Source organism: Bartonella silvatica (genome assembly GCF_040545155.1).
GTDB lineage: Bacteria > Pseudomonadota > Alphaproteobacteria > Rhizobiales > Rhizobiaceae > Bartonella > Bartonella silvatica.
This window is the reverse complement of the sequence record NZ_JBEPLI010000004.1, coordinates 79,161-97,488: the sequence shown is the minus strand read 5'-3', so window position 1 is coordinate 97,488 and position 18,328 is coordinate 79,161. Positions and strand designations below refer to the sequence as shown.

14 protein-coding genes, 2 tRNA genes and 3 pseudogenes are annotated in these 18,328 nt (G+C 35.8%); 10 read left to right on the top strand and 9 right to left on the bottom strand.

Annotated features, from left to right (window positions below; translation table 11 throughout):
* Positions 1-2 precede the first annotated feature (2 nt).
* From ABID23_RS03455 to mazG, 5 genes are all read left to right on the top strand, one after another.
* Positions 3-1,178, top strand: a complete 1,176-nt coding sequence (locus tag ABID23_RS03455) for a beta-ketoacyl-ACP synthase (protein WP_354189350.1) — start codon at positions 3-5, stop codon at positions 1,176-1,178.
* A 14-nt stretch (positions 1,179-1,192) separates the two neighbouring features.
* Entirely contained in the window at positions 1,193-2,467 is a 1,275-nt protein-coding gene (locus ABID23_RS03450; protein WP_354189348.1) for a beta-ketoacyl-ACP synthase, read from the top strand.
* Between the two features lie 61 nt (positions 2,468-2,528).
* Positions 2,529-3,557, top strand: a complete 1,029-nt coding sequence (locus ABID23_RS03445) for a zinc-binding dehydrogenase (RefSeq protein ID WP_354189346.1) — start codon at positions 2,529-2,531, stop codon at positions 3,555-3,557.
* A gap of 6 nt (positions 3,558-3,563) precedes the next feature.
* Positions 3,564-4,493 carry a lipid A biosynthesis lauroyl acyltransferase gene (locus ABID23_RS03440; protein ID WP_354189386.1) on the top strand — a complete coding sequence of 310 codons (930 nt, stop codon included), beginning with the start codon at positions 3,564-3,566 and terminating at the stop codon, positions 4,491-4,493.
* Between the two features lie 33 nt (positions 4,494-4,526).
* On the top strand, positions 4,527-5,372 hold the full coding sequence (mazG, locus tag ABID23_RS03435) for a nucleoside triphosphate pyrophosphohydrolase (protein ID WP_354189344.1): 846 nt from the start codon (positions 4,527-4,529) through the stop codon (positions 5,370-5,372).
* Positions 5,373-5,396: 24 nt separating this feature from the next.
* Here the strand turns inward: mazG and sufA are convergent, their stop codons facing one another.
* Entirely contained in the window at positions 5,397-5,783 is a 387-nt protein-coding gene (gene sufA, locus ABID23_RS03430) for a Fe-S cluster assembly scaffold SufA (protein WP_354189342.1), read from the bottom strand.
* Between the two features lie 528 nt (positions 5,784-6,311).
* Between sufA and ABID23_RS03425 the strand changes: the two genes are divergently transcribed.
* Positions 6,312-6,388, top strand: a tRNA-Pro gene (locus ABID23_RS03425).
* A gap of 2,409 nt (positions 6,389-8,797) precedes the next feature.
* On the opposite strand, the gene ABID23_RS03420 is transcribed toward ABID23_RS03425, so the two are convergent.
* The 7 genes and pseudogenes from ABID23_RS03420 to ABID23_RS03390 form a co-directional block, all read right to left on the bottom strand.
* A complete protein-coding gene (locus ABID23_RS03420; RefSeq protein WP_354189340.1) occupies positions 8,798-9,358 on the bottom strand; it encodes a biotin transporter BioY in 561 nt (186 codons plus the stop codon).
* Positions 9,359-9,391: 33 nt separating this feature from the next.
* Positions 9,392-9,553: pseudogene (locus ABID23_RS03415) on the bottom strand (CbiQ family ECF transporter T component); the annotation flags it as partial.
* Between the two features lie 156 nt (positions 9,554-9,709).
* Entirely contained in the window at positions 9,710-10,264 is a 555-nt protein-coding gene (locus ABID23_RS03410) for a biotin transporter BioY (RefSeq protein ID WP_354189338.1), read from the bottom strand.
* A gap of 33 nt (positions 10,265-10,297) precedes the next feature.
* Positions 10,298-10,909: an energy-coupling factor transporter transmembrane component T family protein gene (locus ABID23_RS03405; RefSeq protein WP_354189336.1), complete on the bottom strand. Its 612-nt coding sequence runs from the start codon at positions 10,907-10,909 to the stop codon at positions 10,298-10,300.
* The gene (locus tag ABID23_RS03400; RefSeq protein ID WP_354189334.1) at positions 10,906-11,586 is read right to left on the bottom strand and encodes an energy-coupling factor ABC transporter ATP-binding protein; all 681 of its coding nucleotides are present in this window, start codon (positions 11,584-11,586) and stop codon (positions 10,906-10,908) included. Before ABID23_RS03400 ends, ABID23_RS03405 begins: the two co-directional genes overlap by 4 nt.
* Positions 11,587-11,623: 37 nt before the next feature.
* Positions 11,624-13,051, bottom strand: a complete 1,428-nt coding sequence (locus ABID23_RS03395) for an amino acid permease (RefSeq protein WP_354189332.1) — start codon at positions 13,049-13,051, stop codon at positions 11,624-11,626.
* A 1,067-nt stretch (positions 13,052-14,118) separates the two neighbouring features.
* Complete coding sequence (locus ABID23_RS03390) at positions 14,119-14,322, bottom strand: SlyX family protein (RefSeq protein WP_354189330.1); 204 nt, start codon at positions 14,320-14,322, stop codon at positions 14,119-14,121.
* A 556-nt stretch (positions 14,323-14,878) separates the two neighbouring features.
* On the opposite strand from ABID23_RS03390, the pseudogene ABID23_RS03385 reads away from it, so the two are divergent.
* The 3 genes and pseudogenes from ABID23_RS03385 to ABID23_RS03370 form a co-directional block, all read left to right on the top strand.
* Positions 14,879-15,414 (top strand): annotated as a pseudogene (locus ABID23_RS03385) (integrase); the annotation flags it as partial.
* A gap of 324 nt (positions 15,415-15,738) precedes the next feature.
* On the top strand, positions 15,739-16,194 hold the full coding sequence (locus ABID23_RS03375) for a hypothetical protein (protein WP_354189328.1): 456 nt from the start codon (positions 15,739-15,741) through the stop codon (positions 16,192-16,194).
* Positions 16,195-16,684: 490 nt separating this feature from the next.
* Positions 16,685-16,978, top strand: coding sequence for a hypothetical protein (locus ABID23_RS03370; RefSeq protein ID WP_354189326.1), 294 nt, complete (start codon positions 16,685-16,687; stop codon positions 16,976-16,978).
* On the opposite strand, the pseudogene ABID23_RS03365 reads toward ABID23_RS03370, so the two are convergent.
* Positions 16,979-17,401 (bottom strand): annotated as a pseudogene (locus ABID23_RS03365) (hypothetical protein).
* 632 nt (positions 17,402-18,033) lie between these two features.
* Between ABID23_RS03365 and ABID23_RS03360 the strand changes: the two are divergent.
* Positions 18,034-18,109: transfer RNA gene (locus tag ABID23_RS03360), tRNA-Thr, on the top strand.
* The last annotated feature ends 219 nt before the right edge of the window (positions 18,110-18,328 follow it).

Below are 18,328 nucleotides of genomic sequence, written 5' to 3'. Positions count from 1 at the left end.
TCATGCATAATCAAGCTGTACTCATCACTGGTATAGGCCTTGTAAGCTCTCTTGGGGAAGGTGTTGATCATCATTGGGATCTCTTGAAGACACCAACCACCAGACCAAACCTTGATTGTACGACATTTTCACCCTACACTGTCCATAAATTGCCAGAAGTTGACTGGAGTGTACAAATTCCTAAAAAAAGTGATCAACGGCAAATGGGAACATGGCAACGTCTTGGGACCTATGCTGCTGGCCTTGCCCTTGATGATGCTGGCATAAAAAACAATGAACAGTTAACATCAACAATGGATATGATTGTGGCAGCCAGTGGAGGAGAGCGTGATGTTGTCGTTGACACACAAATTCTCTCACAGGCACGGAAAACAGCTGATCATGCTTCCATGTTAAATTCTGTTCTCTCAACAGATCTCCGTCCAACATTATTTTTGGCACAACTCTCAAATCTTTTGGCTGGAAATATTTCAATTGTACACAAAGTAACAGGATCTTCTCGTACATTTATGGGTGAAGAAGGAAGTGGCCTTTCTGCAGTTCAAATTGCTGCAGCACGTATTCGATCTGGACAGAGTACACATGTCCTAGTGGGAAGTTCCTATAATGCACAAACTTATGATATGTTGTTATCCCATGAACTTGGAGGGCTCCTAAATCGAAGTGGGTGGACGCCGGTATGGGATCGTAAAAGTAATATTGGTGGTGGTGTTATAACCGGTTCTGGTGGTATTTTTCTGGTCCTTGAAAGTGCGGAACACGCCAAAAAACGGCATGCACGTGCTTATGCTAAAATAAATCAAATCATGACGGATCAAACGGATAGAACAAAAGTCCCTCTTGAAAAAACAATTCTATCAATGTTGAAAGCAATGCAGGCTGAATCAGCTTTTGCCATTTCTGCGGCTTCAGGATATCATGAAGTCACAAAAGCAGAGAAAAGTGCTCTTGAAGCCGTTGATGTTTTTTACCGCGGTATGACAACATTATTTGGCTATATGCGGGAAGCACAATTTCCCTTAGCACTTGCACTTGCTGCACTTGCTATTCAAAGAAAACAAAGTTTCCCAGCGTTAAGTGCTCATGAAAAACCTTTTTCTAAAGAAGTGTGTGAAGCGTTTGTTACGACCATTGGCATAAAAAGAGCCGAGGGTATAGTCCACCTTACTGCGGCTTGAGGAGAGTTTTTATAGTGAACTATAATGATCATTTTGGGCGTCCACTTGTCGCAATTACTGGAGCAGGCATTGTAACATCACTGGGACAAGGGAAACAGGAAAATTGGCAAAAATTAACCAGCGGTGTGAGTGGCATCCATAGAATAACACGTTTTCCTGTTGAGGGATTAGCAACATGTATCGCTGGAACAGTTGACTTTCTTGAAGAAAGTACACTTGGTGCCTCAGCTCTTTCGGAAAAACTTGCTGATCTTGCAACAGAAGAAGCTTTAGAGCAAGCAGCACTCGATAAAATGAACTTTAATGGACCATTATTTTTAGCAGCTCCTCCTGTTGAGCTTGAATGGGCAGCACGCTTTACTCTTGATCAACAAGAAAAATGCGTTGGTGAATCCTCTTATGCCCATCTTCTTGAGGTCTGTAGTCATCATCTTCACGAGTCACTCTTTGAAACCACACAATTTGGTGCCATTGCAGAAAAACTTCAAAAAAAATTTGGAACCAAGGGACTTCCTGTTACCCTTTCAACGGCTTGTGCATCTGGTGCAACAGCGATTCAATTGGGGGTTGAAGCAATTCGACGGGGTGAGACGAATCGTGCCCTTACAATTGCAACCGATGGCTCAGTTTCAGCAGAATCCCTTATCCGCTTTTCACTGTTATCCGCTCTTTCAACGCAAAATGAACCAGCAGAAAAAGCAGCCAAACCCTTTAGTCGTGATCGAGATGGTTTTGTTATGGCCGAAGGATCAGGCGCTCTTGTTCTTGAATCTCTTAAAAGCGCATTAGACCGCAATGCACCTATTTTAGGCATTTTAGCTGGCTGTGGAGAAACAGCAGATGATTTTCACCGTACGCGTTCAAAACCGGATGCATCACCAGCAATTGGAGCTGTTCGCAAAGCCTTAAATGATGCCAAAATAACCATCAATGAAATTGACTATATTAATGCACATGGAACCTCAACACCTGAAAATGAGAAAATGGAATATCTGGCATTATCGACAGTCTTTGGCGATATTTTAGAACATATTCCGGTTTCTTCTAATAAATCAATGATTGGTCATACATTAACCGCTGCTGGCGCTATAGAAGCTGTTTTCTCACTTTTAACAATTCAATCAGGAAACATTCCTCCTACAGTCAATTATGATACCCCTGATCCTGCTATTCCTTTAGACGTTGTTCCGAACAATAGCCGTAGAGCCTGTGTCAACGCGGTGTTGTCAAACTCATTTGGATTTGGAGGACAAAATACGAGTCTTGTTATTACAGCCTATAAAAAATAATTCTTTCAACACGGATCAAACTTGGTCATACTAAACCAAATAGCTATTAAGGGGGATGTTAATGCGTGCACTGCAACTATTAAACGAACGCCAACTTGAAATCACCAATATTGCCCCTCCTTCTCCCCCACATTCTGATGAAGTAACCGTACGAATAAAAGCTGTTGCTCTTAATCATATTGATGTATGGGGATGGCGTGGTATGGCTTTTGCAAAAAGAAAAATGCCACTCACAATCGGCGCAGAAGCTTCTGGTGAAGTGATACAATTGGGAAAGAATGTTAAAAATTTACAGCTGGGACAAATTGTCTCCCTCTATGGAGCACAAACCTGTGGAGTATGCCAAGCTTGTCGTGAAGGACGTGATAATCTCTGTAGTCATGTCGCAGGTGTTTATGGCTTTCACCTTGACGGCTTTGCCTGTGAATTGGTCAATTTGCCAGCACGTCTCTTGGTTCCAGCCCCTCCAAAATGTAATGAGCTACAAGCAGCTGTTGCTCCAATTACTTTTGGAACTGTCGAACATATGCTTTTCGATAATGCAAAACTGCAAGCAGGAGAAGCAATCCTGATACAAGCAGGTGGCTCTGGTATTGGCTCAGCAGCCATTCAACTTGCAAAACAGAAAGAATGTACAGTTATCACCACTGTAGGTTCAGATGAAAAAATTGCAAAAGCACAAGCTCTTGGTGCGGATCACGTGATTAATTACCGTAAAGAGCGTTTTGAAGGTGTGGTGCGTAAATTAACAAAAAAACAAGGTGTTGATGTTGTTTTTGAGCATGTAGGAAAAGACACATGGAGTGGTTCTTTGTTATCTATGAAACGAGGAGGACGTTTGGTAACCTGTGGCTCTACCTCTGGCGTGACAGCACCACTCAATCTGATGCAGTTATTCCAACAACAACTTAAAATATTTGGTTCATTTGGCTGTCGTATAGAAAATATGCAAAATGCTATGCAGAAAATGGCACAAGGCATTGTACATCCTGTCATTGATACAATGGTTGGATTTGATGAAATTGATACAGCTTTAAAACGCATAGAAAGTCGTGATGTTTTTGGTAAAATTATTCTTAAAATTGATTAAGTTATGATGAAATTCTATATGAAACTTTTTGTGTATCGCATTCAAATGCTCACCAAAAAATTATTTTACTTTTTGTGGGGATATCTCCTTATTGGTTTATTGTCTATTTTAAAATTCTTTCCTGCTCACATTGGATTTTCTTTCTTTTCTTGGTTAGCCAAAACATTTGGCCCTCTTATACACCGCCATCAGATTGCGCTTGCAAATCTCAGAGCGGCCTATCCAGAAAAAACAGAAGAAGAGCTGCAAAGCATTGCCATGGAAATGTGGGAGAATATAGGGCTGTTCCTAGCCGAATATATTTTCCTCGATAAAATTTTTGATTTTGACCCGCATGCTGATCAGCCAGGTCTTATTGAGGTTAAAGGTGCTGAAATATTTCAGCGATTAAAAAATGAAAAAAAACCACATATTTTTTTTACAGCCCATACGGGGAACTTTGAACTTCTGCCGATATGTGCCGAAAGTTTTGATCTTAATGTTACCGTTCTCTTTAGACCACCCAATAATCCCTATATTGCAAAACGCGTTCTGAAAACTCGAAAAACCTCCATGGGACATCTCATCCCCTCTAAAGCTGGTGCAGCTTGGGCCTTAGCCGCTAAATTAGCAGAAGGTAAAAATGTTGGCATTCTGGTTGATCAAAAGTTTCGCCGTGGTATTTTAGGAACATTTTTTAATAGGCCACTTAAAACGAATCCCTTAATTATAAAACTTGCACGACAATATGATTGTGATATTTATCCAGCACGTTGTATCCGTTTGGCTGGAGGACGCCATCGTTTAGAATTATATGAACGTGTAGAACTCCCACGTGATGAAAAAAATCAGATCGATATAGCTGCCTCCACGCAAAAATTGAATGATATTGTTGAAAGTTGGGTGCGTGAATATCCTGGACAATGGACATGGTTACACAGACGTTGGGACAGTTAATATATCCACAAACATTGATAAAAAGAGGCATAAATGATCGCATCAAAAGATATCAATGATCTTATCGCAATCATTGTAGCATTACGAAATCCTGATAACGGATGTGTTTGGAATACAAAACAAACATTTGAGTCTCTTACGCCTTATATGCTCGAAGAAGTTTACGAAGTCATTGATGCCATTGAACGAGGGAACCGAGTAGATCTGTGTGAGGAACTCGGGGATCTTCTTTTACAAATCGTCTATCATGCCACAATAGCACAAGAAGAAGGGAGTTTTACTTTTGAAGATGTTGTTTACGCAATCACTGCAAAAATGATTCGTCGCCATCCCCATGTTTTTGGGAATGAAGAGCAAAAAAAACGTGACTTTTCTGAAAAGGAATGGGGGCGTATAAAACAAGCGGAACAGACTGAACAAAAAAAACAGTGCGATGAAAAACTCTCAGACAATGCCACAAAAAGCATTCTTGCCACAATAAAAACAACCCAGCCTGCAGATCAAGAAGCACGCGCATTACAAAAAGCAGCAGCTCAAGTGGGCTTTGACTGGCATGAAAATCACAAAATTCTTGCAAAAGTCGAAGAAGAACTCCATGAACTCAAAGAAGCAATAAAAAATCATAAACAATTAGACATAGAAGAAGAATTCGGTGATCTTTATTTTGTTTTACTTAATCTTGCACATCACTTAAATATTGATGCCCAAAAAGCATTAAAAAAAACAAATACTAAGTTTCGTAATCGCTTTTCCTATATTGAAGAAAGCCTTACCCATCAGTCCAAAACACTCACCGAGACATCATTGACTGAGATGGAAAATCTTTGGAATGACGCGAAAGAGAAAAAGTCAGACTTTAGCACACTAAAAAATGAATAATCGTTTGAACCACTCAATAAGATCTCATGAAGATCTCTCACTTTTATCTGTTTCATTTGGCTGATTTTGCAAGGCAGGACGAAGCTCTACAGATTCACCACACCCACATGCTGACACCTGATTAGGGTTTTTAAAGACAAAACCAGAACGAAGTGTTGTCACTTCGTAATCAACCTGTGTCCCTAATAAAAATAACACTGCCTCAGGAGCGATATAAACACGAGCACCGTCCACTTCAACAATATCTGCCTTTACCTCTTCTTCCTTTACAAGAGTAATGGCATATTCCATCCCTGCACAGCCACCTTTCTTAATACCAATAAGAAGGCCACGCGCCCCTTTTGAATCCATAATCGCCTTAACACGATTTACTGCTGCTTCTGTCAAACTTATTACCGAAAAACGGCTCATCATGCGCTCTTTTCTTAATTCAACAATATTATTAAAATATTTCACCTATGATATTTTTATTATTTGGGATATCAAAAACAAAATAACAAGATACAAACAAAAACACTCTTCTTATTCACATTGAAATAAACAGCTTACATTTAATAATTTTTATTTGTAACTGTACAATTTATGATTTCTATTTTTTCCTTTTATGACTGATCAAACCATCTTTTTTATAAAGAAAAAAAATTCAGAAGTATAAATCTTTCATCTCGTTTTTCACGATCCACAAACATAATGAAACAACTTGTATTATTCTTTATCCTATTGCCTTAATGGCATTTATGTATATATAAGGACCGTACAAACACAAAGATTAAAAAATGGAATTGTTTATCTCAATGAACGAAAAAATCATGAAGCGAAAATTTTGCTTTTATTCTTGCAAGCTCTTTTTAAAAATGCAAGTGCGTTCTCGGTTTTATGCTATTCATTTTTTCTCTTGCCTTTAAAGAAACAGTCGTTTAGTCGTTTTGCACAAAATATCGGAGCGTAGCGCAGCTTGGTAGCGCACTTGACTGGGGGTCAAGGGGTCGTGGGTTCAAATCCCGCCGCTCCGACCACTTTTTTAGAAACGATTATAACGGGGCGGCAAATTTTACATCATTTTACAGAAATTTATTTTCTTCAAAGGGTCTTCAAAGACCTTTCAAAGGTTATTGAAGGCCCCTAAGGCATCTTTTTCTCCGCTAAAAACCATCATTTGAAATGATTAATTCTTGAACCATTGTTGGATTCTTTGAACCACATGGGTAAGATGTGTTGACCTCTTAAAAGGGAGACTGACAAAAGGCGTTTGAGATCTAGAATACCTCATTAAGAGACAGAAAAAACGTCCCTTTTATGTAGGAAAATTATCACCACCGAAAACCCTTCCCCTTAAACCAATCTCTGCCAGTGTCACCCTCAACGCCAAAATAAAGCAAATCAGGATAAAACAAAGTCTTTGAATCAATCATAGCGCAATAAACTTAGATCAGCCTAAATATTCAATAGTTGTACCCGCTAAACACTGATAAATAAGGCTTCAAGTTTGAAACGATTAAATCGTGCACCACCGTAAGAAACGACTCCCAATATTCGCTTTTCCATTTGCCTATTCAAACTCAACCGCTACAGATATAAAAACTGTAACACTCGCTCTAAAACCATGAAATTCTTTAGAATTTCTCAAGAAAAACATTGAAACGCCCCATAGCTCTCATCTGAAATCGCAGCAAATTCATAAAAAAGATAATAATAATGCTGTAACGCCGAAAAGAACATCACCTCACCTGAATAATCATTGATTGAATGACAGAGAGATCATTTCTTCCTAAAAAAAGTTTTACAACAGAATAAAGCCCCAAGCACTTAGGAGCGGTGTATATAATGAAAAAACCGAGAATCTGTAATCTTTTTATGCATTCAAGCTTCAAGCACAGCATACCGTCATCACAGTATTTACCTTGATGAAAGACCTTTACAAATACTGTGATAATCTATGTATTGCTCTCTTTTAATGGACTTTTTAGACTAAATTGAATTCTGAAATAGAACTTTTAAAACTTAATTTTTTATCGAGTTATAAAAGACTATAAACATCAATACATTTTTATATAACTTTTGCTTTGTTTCTAAAATCTTACCCACTGCACTTTTATTCTATTTTGTAACTTTATCACATGCAGTACTCTATTTTTACGAGCAGCACTTAACTTAAAAAGTACATAAAAATTTAGAAAATAAATCTTTTAAATTTTCTTTGAAAGATATGTTAACTTTCCTATTTTAATAAAATTCTTTTTAAATTATCACAACTATAATGCTTTTCCTTCGTAAAAATATGCTTATTAAAATAATGAAAAACGATCTGCCACATCGAAAGTATGTCATACTATATTCTCACAAGAAATTTAAAAGAACAAAAACAGTCTTTCCTTAACACACGGTACTTTTTCAAAAAACCTATTGTCATTAAAATAAGAAGCTTTGTTTACACATAATGTAATATTATAGAAAAACATCACATTGTATTTTAATCTTTAATAAAACGATAAAATGATTTTTTAAACTTAAAAGTAATGATTGAAAAATAAGTTATGAGTGCAAATAACTTATTCATATAGGCATACCCCCCCCTACCTTAATCATAAATTTGGAGTTCTTTCCTCAAAAAAGCTTAAATAATTTTTAAAGCATAATTCTATTTTAGAAGGTAAAATTAAAATAATACATACACATTCTTCTGTACTCTACCAACTGAATATAAAAAATAATGAAGTGTACAAATATGATAGTAAATTAGTATACACATCTATCACCTTTTGAAACACTCCTCCTACATTATTCCAAAACATCTCCGAATTACCCGGATGAGAAGGTATAATAACTTTATTTAATAAAGAATCAGCACGCTTATCAAGAAACATATTTATTGTAGAGACAACAGGAACAACAATAGATGTTTTCTCTTGAAAAACTGCATGCGCAAAGATTTTTACCATAGACAAAAAACTAAAAGTAATAACGCATAAAGTAATAACGCATATAACAAAGTAATATCTTATATTCATCAATTTAGACATATATTTTACCTTATTTAAAAAGTTCACACAATGAAAATAATATTAAAAACATTATGTTTATATCATAAAAAAATATAATTACAAAGTAATAAATATATTTTATAAATTATATAAAATATATATCATAAATATGATATGCTTTTATTAAATAATATTGTTATTTATTGATGAATAAACCCTATACAAAGACAGATAATCATTAATTGTTACGAAGTAACCTATATAGTTAATGATAACGTGACAAAAATATTTATGATTTATATAAAATATAGTCATTCAACTTTATATAATAAATTTCAATATGAGTATCTCATTATATACAAGCAAATAAGACAAAATACACGCTATTGCGTTTTTCTTTTTTGTATGCGTATAAACCGCAATACCATATATTTTAATTTAAAATCAGGACTTGTTTTTCTTTGATGTAATGAGAGGAACAGACTTTTTAATTGTAATAGCTATAAAGGACGCGAGCAGCACTTTCAGAAAAGCGCCAACCAAAAGAACCAATGACCCTATTACAGCTGTCCACAAAGGCGTTTTCGTAACATATGCCATCCACGGTATTCCGAACAAATAAACAACCCCAATACCACCCACAACATTGATCACACATAATGTGATAAAATTTAACCGCTGCCAAAACAACTCAACCATAAAGCCAATAAAAAATGCAGCAACGACAAAACCAATCAGATAACCAGCCGTAGCCCCTAAAAAAATGCTCATACCTCCACGTCCACCAGGCAATACAGGCAACCCAATAGCTATAAGTATCAGAAAAAGCAACGATGCTAAAGCCCCCCTTTTGGCTCCAAGTATAGATCCTGCTAACATTGGTCCCATAGACTGAGCAGTCACCGGAATTCCAGAAGCAATGGGAAGATAAATAGCCGGAAAACTCCCTAAAACGACGTAAATAGCCGCAAATAAAGCAATATAAGTCAAATCTTTTGTATTCATTAAGTTATCCCCTTACTATAAATATTCTTATGATTAGATATCTTCAGCGTCAGCATTATAAAAACGTGCATCAAGTGCTTCAGCCACTTCTGAAGCCATCCTTATGGTTCGTATAATTAATGGAATGGCAAGTGCAGCAATATTTAACTGAGAACCACGGGCTTGCTGCGTTGCAAACATTTCATTGAGAAGCTCATAACATCTTTCCCCCGCCTATACCTCTCTTAATTATAAAACAAAAAACTTTCATTCATGAAAACTCAAGAAAATCAGAAAGGAGAGTTTTATAGTGTTTCCTCTTCTTATCTCTCAAAAAAAAATCGCAACATGATAGCTTAATTCAAGAGAGAACTATCCTTTCTTTTTAGTGATCAGAGGAACAGCTTTTTTTATTGCCAATGCAATAAAAGATGCAATAAACACTTTCAAAAAATCACAAACCAAAAAAACCAATGACCCTATTAAAGCTGCCCACAAAGGCGTTTTCGTAACATATGCCATCCACGGTATTCCAAACAAATAGACAACCCCAATACCACCCACAACATTGATCACACATAATGTGATAAAATTTAACCGCTGCCAAAACAACTCAACCATAAAGCCAATAAAAAATGCAGCAACGACAAAACCAATCAGATAACCAGCCGTAGCCCCTAAAAAAATGCTCATACCTCCACGTCCACCAGGCAATACAGGCAACCCAATAGCTATAAGTATCAGAAAAAGCAACGATGCTAAAGCCCCCCTTTTGGCTCCAAGTATAGATCCTGCTAACATTGGTCCCATAGACTGAGCAGTCACCGGAATTCCAGAAGCAATGGGAAGATAAATAGCCGGAAAACTCCCTAAAACGACGTAAATAGCCGCAAATAAAGCAATATAAGTCAAATCTTTTGTATTCATTAAGTTATCCCCTTACTATAAATATTCTTATGATTAGATATCTTCAGCGTCAGCATTATAAAAACGTGCATCAAGTGCTTCAGCCACTTCTGAAGCCATCCTTATGGTTCGTATAATTAATGGAATGGCAAGTGCAGCAATATTTAACTGAGAACCACGGGCTCGCTGTGCTTCATGCACTTCATGGAATTTTTCACGAACAACTGGAATAAATCTGATTGCGAGCGATAGCATCATACTAAATTTTGATGGGTTTATACCAAAGCGTCTCAATGGTTGAAGCCATGTTTCAATTGAACTCACCATATCTGAAACTTTCGTCGTTAAAGATACAAGTGATGCTAAAAAAATAAGAGAACTAAAACGCAATACAACCTCAAAGCTTGTCATCCAACCTTTAAAAATCATTTGAAAAAGAAAAAGAAGAATTAAAAATATCCCTATCGTTTTAAGCTGCTTGAAAATATTATGAAAAGGAATCTTAGCAATTCTATAAAGTAAAATAACAAACAATAAAAAGGGTAAAAGGATATGTATTGCTGACACGTTCAATAAAATAGTTGTACACCCAGCAAGAAATAATAGCTTAATCCCTGGTCTAAGCTTATGAATAAATGTGTCTTGAGGAAAGTATAAACCAATCACGACATTCTTCTTATATAATCCTTGATTGCAACAGCTGGTATATCATCCACAACGATTTCCCCCTTATCGAAAACCAACACTCTATCAAAATTCTTGAGAAAATCAAAGTCGTGTGATACCACAATAGCTGTTTGTGATAATTCTTCTATAATCTGCGTAACGCGGCGTTTATTTCGTAAATCAAGCAATGTTGTTGGCTCGTCAAAAACAATATAGTCTGGCCTCATTGCAACAACACTAGAAAGTGCAACGAGTTGTTTTTGTCCACCACTTAATAAATGAACCGCATGATTTCTGAAATCTTGAAGATCATAGCGCTGTAAAATTTCATCGACACGCTCCTTAATTTCATCGTTACTAAGCTTTAAATTTTTGAGACCAAAAGATAAATCTTCTTCCACCAATGGTAAAACAATTTGATTATCAGGATTTTGAAAAACAAAGCCTACTTTACGCTTTACTACTCTGGAATCACGCTTTGTATCAAGCCCATCAACAGTTACAGAACCATGAGAAGGTAGGTGTAACCCATTGATAAGACGAACAAATGTACTTTTTCCAGAACCATTCGCACCGATAATGGCAATTCGCCTTTCAGTAAGCTGTACATTAATATTCCTCAAAACACAAAGATCACCAAAAACTTGTGTCACTTTATCAAACATTATAACGCCCAAGATCTATTCCAATCAGCCTCTTTAACTTCTTCCACTGTTATCGCTTAAGTTTATAGCTCAAAATTAAAAACAAGCACCATATAGGAATAATAATCACTGCCAAACTCATATCAGGCATCTGCACAGGAATATATGTTTCAAAAAAAGAGGTTTTTATTCCTATCGTATCAAAAAGTCGCGACATTAATCCATTATTCCCAAAACCGCTTATAAACATAATGCAAAATAACAAAGCAAGAAAACACAGACAAAGATAGTTAGCGTAAGGGTATAAACCAAACGCATAAATAAAATTGCCTTTTCTGCTCTTATGTGCCTTGCGAAATTTCAAATGGACAATCACAATAATCGCCCAAGTAATCACTGCAGCTGCAGTAGCAAGAGCCATGATCCGCATAAAGCTATTATCAGGAACAAGAGCATTAACGATAATAATCAAAGCAGTACAAAGTGATGAAAAAAGAATGGCAATATAAGGAACACGCGCAGCACTCAGTTTACTAAAAATACGCGGTGCATTTTTTTGAACAGCTAGACTGTAAAGCATACGACCATTAGAGTAAATACCACTATTGTAAACGGAAATAGCAGCCATAATCACCACAAAATTCAAAATATGACCAGCTGCTGGAATTCCTATAGTCTCGAAAATTGTCACAAAGGGACTACCATTTTTTTCAATCATATCCCACGGACTGATCATCATAATAACACTCATTGAACCAATATAAAAAATGATAATTCTCCACATCACTTGGCGGATAGCCATTGGAATTGTTTTCTGTGGGTGAGACGCTTCTCCAGCAGCAATACCAATAAGCTCTGTTCCTCCAAAAGAAAACATGACAACAGATGTGGCTAAAACAACGCCTGTTGCTCCATAAGGGAAAAAACCGCCATGATCCCAAAGATAACGAATACTTGCTTGATTTTCCCCTGCTCCAATCACAATGAGAAAAATCCCAAAAACAATCATACCAATCACAGCTGCCACTTTGATCAAAGCACAAACAAATTCAAATTCTCCATAAAAGCGAACATTAAATAGATTAACAAATGTAACAAATAAAAGAACAATAAAAGACGACTTCCAATGATCAATTAAAATCCAATGATCCAGGTAAAATCCAATAACCGTAAGTTCAGCCATACTGACAAGAATATAAAGAAACCAATAATTCCAACCTGTTATGAAACCAGCTAAACGCCCCCAATATTTATAAGCAAAGAAACTAAAAGCTCCAGATGTAGGCTCTTCTACAGACATTTCACCAAGCATTCGCATAATGAAATACATAATAAGCCCCCCAATAAAATAAGCCAAAATAGCTGAAGGTCCCGCTAATTTTATAGATTCTGTTGAGCCATAAAAAAGGCCCGTCCCAATAACTCCCCCTAAAGCAATCATTTGAATATGACGACTTTGGAGGTTACGCTTCAACTCATTATCCTCACCCTTACGCATTATTCCTCACTCCCCCTCGATATTGATTTTAGTCTTTATATGAAAGGCTGATAATATCTTTGGCATATTTTTTTTCAATAGAAATTATAAAAGGAAACATGAACCTATTTTTTCCTCATGCAACGCATTGTCTTTCTATGCATTATGCGAATACTCCATTGAAACAACAGGAAGAAACATGCTTCGCTCTTTACTCAAATTCATGGCTTTCATTTTTATTACGCTAACAATTATCGTATTGGTTATTGATAGCGTACATTCTATAAAAGCATCACACTGGGTAATAACCCCTCTGAATAAAGTATTAGCAAACCTTTTACACACAGATATCGATACCCTTAACCAATCTATACAGAACACTATACCTACTTTCATGTCCTCGGTTTGCATTTCCCTCATCAACTTACCAGTATGGTTTATTTTGGGCGCTTTATCGATAGTGCTATGTATCCTAAATCACGAAAAACAAGAACCTTTTCACAAAAAATCATATATTTAAAAGTTTCTTCTAAGTCTATTGCGCGTAAAATCAAGGCAATTTATAAAACGTGATAAGAACAACTAAAAACGCTTTTGTTCATGAAGAACAGCCTAAATATTTTTATTATAGAGCTTATCAGTTCTTACAACCCTATAGATCATCGAGACATAAGCTCTTTTTCATGTATGAAAATCAAATAAGATCAAGACTTCCCCCTCACTTTAGCTACAAAAAACTATCCCAAAAAACTAAAGCAAGAATATATGAAAAGAACTGAATGCACTTAACCTCACCAAAAAAAATTCTTCTATTTTTAGCACTACAGAATTTCATACGGGGAAACGCTTATTCATAAGCTCACATTTCCTGATAAGGTTGGCATTGATTAAAACGATGAAGAAAGTTATAAAGCTTATACAATTCCTACCATATGCCTCATAAAGATGATGAAAAAGTCGCACAATCAACAACTGCCATCATAATAAATATTTTACACTACAGCAGCCTACCACGCATCCTACCTTTAAAATAATTCGCGAAGCCATGAGCGCAACAAACTTGAAAACTTCAAAAATATCTAGCATTTTTAATGATTGAACAGGGGAGCAATAGATTTAGGAACACTTTGTTTTTCTAAATCTGCAATTTTTTTTGTTAAAATATTTATTTTTTCAGAGAGCTCATTCAAACTTTTCCACTGATCCGTTACAACACAAGAGAGTTCATCAATAAGCTTTTCTTGATATGCAAGCTTTGTTTCTAATTCTATTAGCCGATTTTCATCCGACATCGTTTTTACTCCAGTAATTAAATATCAAAAAGTGTTTAATTTTATTAAGTCACCCTTTTATCCTCATTTTTATATAAATGAGAAGTTATTTTTCTTATTTTTTCTAATCTTCACAGCACAAAAATGTACGATATTTTTTGTTTCCCAATCACTGGTTCAATAAGTCTCTTCCTTTCCATACGAGCAATTGATATTTTAACACTACTTTCTCCTTCATCCTCATCTATCACGTGTAAATACAATATCTTACCAAACAGCGCTCACTGAGCATCAAGATATCTCACTGTTTGCTTTTCTGGATAAGAACAAGACATTGATTTATAATTATAATTAACCGTTTTGGATGTTGAATTGAGAGTCACGAATATCGTATGATTTTCTCATTTTAAAGCTGTTTTTTTTGAATCAGTCAAAATTATTCGCTTACACATTAAAAGCGGGATGCATGTGTGGATAAAAACTGTATAAGAAAAGACTAAAAATGGCTCTTATAGAGTCTTCATGCAAAGGCTTTCGCACAACACCACGAGCTAACAAATAGTGTGATGATGCCGGCTTGTTACTCCATAAGCGTAAAGATGGAAGTGCTGGGTGGATTTACCGTTATACCCTTCACGAGCACCGTCGTGAAATGGGATTGGATGCATTGAGAGATGTTTCTTTAAAACAAACTCGTGAATGTGTAAATCAATGGCGTTCTGTTTTACATGGAGATCATAACCCCATTAAAGAAAGTGAAAAACAAAAGCGTGAAGCAATGCGTAACCTCCATTATTTAAAAGACACTGCTTTAGATACTTTTGAAAGTCGTAAAGCTGAATTAGCTGAATTAAAAGTGACGGTAAAGATGGGAACTGGTTTTTACCTCTACACCTTCATATTCTCCCCAAATGAGGCTGTCTACCCGTTTCTGAGAGGACACAAACAGAAATACGTAATATAGTTGCTCCTATCTGGCATACAAAAGCTTCAACAGCAGAGAAAGCATTGAATCATCTTAATATTTGTCTCAAACATGCAGCTGCCTTAGGTTTGGATGTTGATCTACAAGCAACAACAAAAGCACATGCTCTCTCAGCATCAAACCATCATGGCCAATTGTATTCCCAGCATTCTCTGTAGCCCTCACCACTGCCTCTTTTAAAATACGGGTCATCTTGTTAGGCATACCTTTAACCCGCCCTTGACCTGCCTTGGGTGATATCCACTTTTTTAAAATTGTGGATCCTGCTCTGTATTTTGTGATGTCATCAAATACGCCCTCCAGACAATAAAAAACTTCACATTTGCGGACATTTTGAACTGTACATCACTCTCTCTAGACACAATACGCTTAAATACAGCAATATTATTAAATACGATTTGAAGGGAATCTGTATGAAGCGAAAATGCAACGATGAAAAAAGGTGAAATCTGATGCTATTACCATATTTAAAGAAAATTACCTTATTCGGAATAATAAGTATCTTGTTCACTGGTCATATAAGTAGTCACTCATTAGCAGCAGATAGTTATTTGAAACTATGCCCAGATGGACAAATCCCTGTTTTGCGTGATGTACGAAATCCATCTTCTTTTGTTGCTTGTGTTGATTCAAAAGAAATACCGCCTACTGAAGAACTTCCTAGAGATAAATTTAGACTAATTGCTACTAATGAGAAAAAGTATAATGAAATATTGGAACGTCGTTTTAAAAAAGATCGGATAAAATCTCAGATAATACAATGCTTCGTAATAGGACTTATAATAATCACCATAATGTCTCTTCCGATTAACGTACTCTGGCGATTTAGATTAAAGATTCCTGCGTTTTTATTTGCAATACTAACTGTATTATCTGTTATTGCCATTCCCTTCATATTTGATTGGTAACATTTTTGAGGAATATTAAGAACAGCTTGTGGTGAATTCATAAAAAACGAAAAAGGCGAAAATCGCCCCTTCGCTCCTGTCCCCTTTTACAAGGGAGCAGTCACTGTTTTCTTACAGCACCATTATTTCCAATATCTATAAAGCACATTTTGATATATTAAAAGCAAATCTTTTAGATAAATAAGGTGTATATTAAAGGTAGAAGTGATGTTTATAAACAAGTCTTTACTGAGAAGCGTATTAATTATCACACTTTTTACAACGTCTCTTATATCCCCTTCAAACGGATATGCGAATTCCAAAGATTCTTCTTCATTTTCGAGTAAGCTATTTTGTTCAAAAGAGATTGCGGAGCTAGGCAATGCACTAAGAGATAAAGAAGATACGAATAAGCTGTATCATTGAGGCACTCGATAGAATCCTATGGTGGGAACGCATGTTTTCTAAAACTGACATAACTGAATTTCAGTTACTAATAAAAGAGTATTTGATGAACGATAAAGATTCATTTTTAAAAGAACAAGTCAAAAAAATAGAAAAATGGCATAATTTAATTAAAGAAAGGCATGAGATAGCGTACAGCATACTTGGTGACATGGAAAGGGAAATATATGGAATGGAACTTGTTCATAACAAAACACAATTAAAACAACACACTAAAGCATCACAAATTTTAAGAGAAATTACCGAAACTCAAATACGTATCGCTGCAAATAAGGAAAAACTTAAAGAACTAGACCGTGAAATTCATACTTTATACAGTAATTTACTTTTTTTCCAATAGTTACACATTATAGTTAAGTGCTTTTTTGAAAAATATTTGCAGCACATTAAGAGCAACGCGTAATGAATTCACAAGATATGGCAACATTTGATCTTCTATAACGAAGGTACTATAGTGCTGCATAAAGATTATACTGTCGATAAGAGCATTGTGCTTCTTTTATTGCCCCTGACATGCTTAAAAACTGTTTTGTTGCAAACTCACCCTATTTCTTCCTTGTTCTATTATCAGAAGATGACCGGCATCATAAATCGTACTTAGAAAACCTTTTGCACAAAGGTAGTTGTTTCTTATCTGTAAATACTGTTGTGCAGTAACACATTACTCTTGTGTGCGTTGATTTTGCAAACAAGCCTGCCCTATGTAGTATAGAGAGTAGATTCTTGCCTCTTGTATGGTCAAAACAAAGTGCTTGGCACGCATTTATATTGCAAATTGATTAACAGATTCACATGATTTCTTGACACGAGAAATACGTCCTTTGACTTTTCTTACATGCCCCATGATTTGAGGGTATCCTCTTTTTTTATTTTTACAGGACCATCTTCTTCTTTTCAAAGGAACCAATCACGCATAATGGCATGAGCATATCAAATGGTTTATGAAGGCTTTTATTGTAAGATATCGATTGTTTTTGACCCATCTATCATCATCATTTTTGCTCTCTAACCACGCTAAGTCATCTTTGTACTTAAATAAAGTGCTTTCTGTTATATAATAGCCAATATCATTTTTATCTTACCAAGGTTTTTTAACTGCTCCTCTATATAAATTTACTTCCCAGAGATACTGAAGCGATATTTGTGCCAAATATATCACTATAAAACACCATTTTCATACCAATTTCCAAGTTTAGATATGTGGTCAGTGGGAGCATATTTGAGAGCATCAAGATAAAAAAAGTACTGTTATAGTCTAAATCTTTGTTCTCCCCTCCTCTTACCTCAATCATGAGTGTATCTTATAACTTATTGAAAAAATGCGTACTTGCTTTTATACGTAGTTTTGTCTATTACCCTCAAACTAACTTTATTTAGTTAAGTGTACAAGTCTATGCCGCATTAGCTCAGTTGGTAGAGCACATCATTCGTAATGATGGGGTCGCTGGTTCGAATCCGGCATGCGGCACCATATGACCTTTAAAATACAAGAGAAGCTTATCTAAGTTATTTGTAACGAACCTTCTCATCACCTTTTTATGCATAATCAAACCTTGTTATTCATCATACAAAACTATTACCAGATTGATCTTTTATCATTCCTTAAAGCCCATTCAGTCGTCAGTTTAAATGCTATCATTCAACCTGTGACATGATTTTAACACCATAAAATAACCTATATGTATGCGGC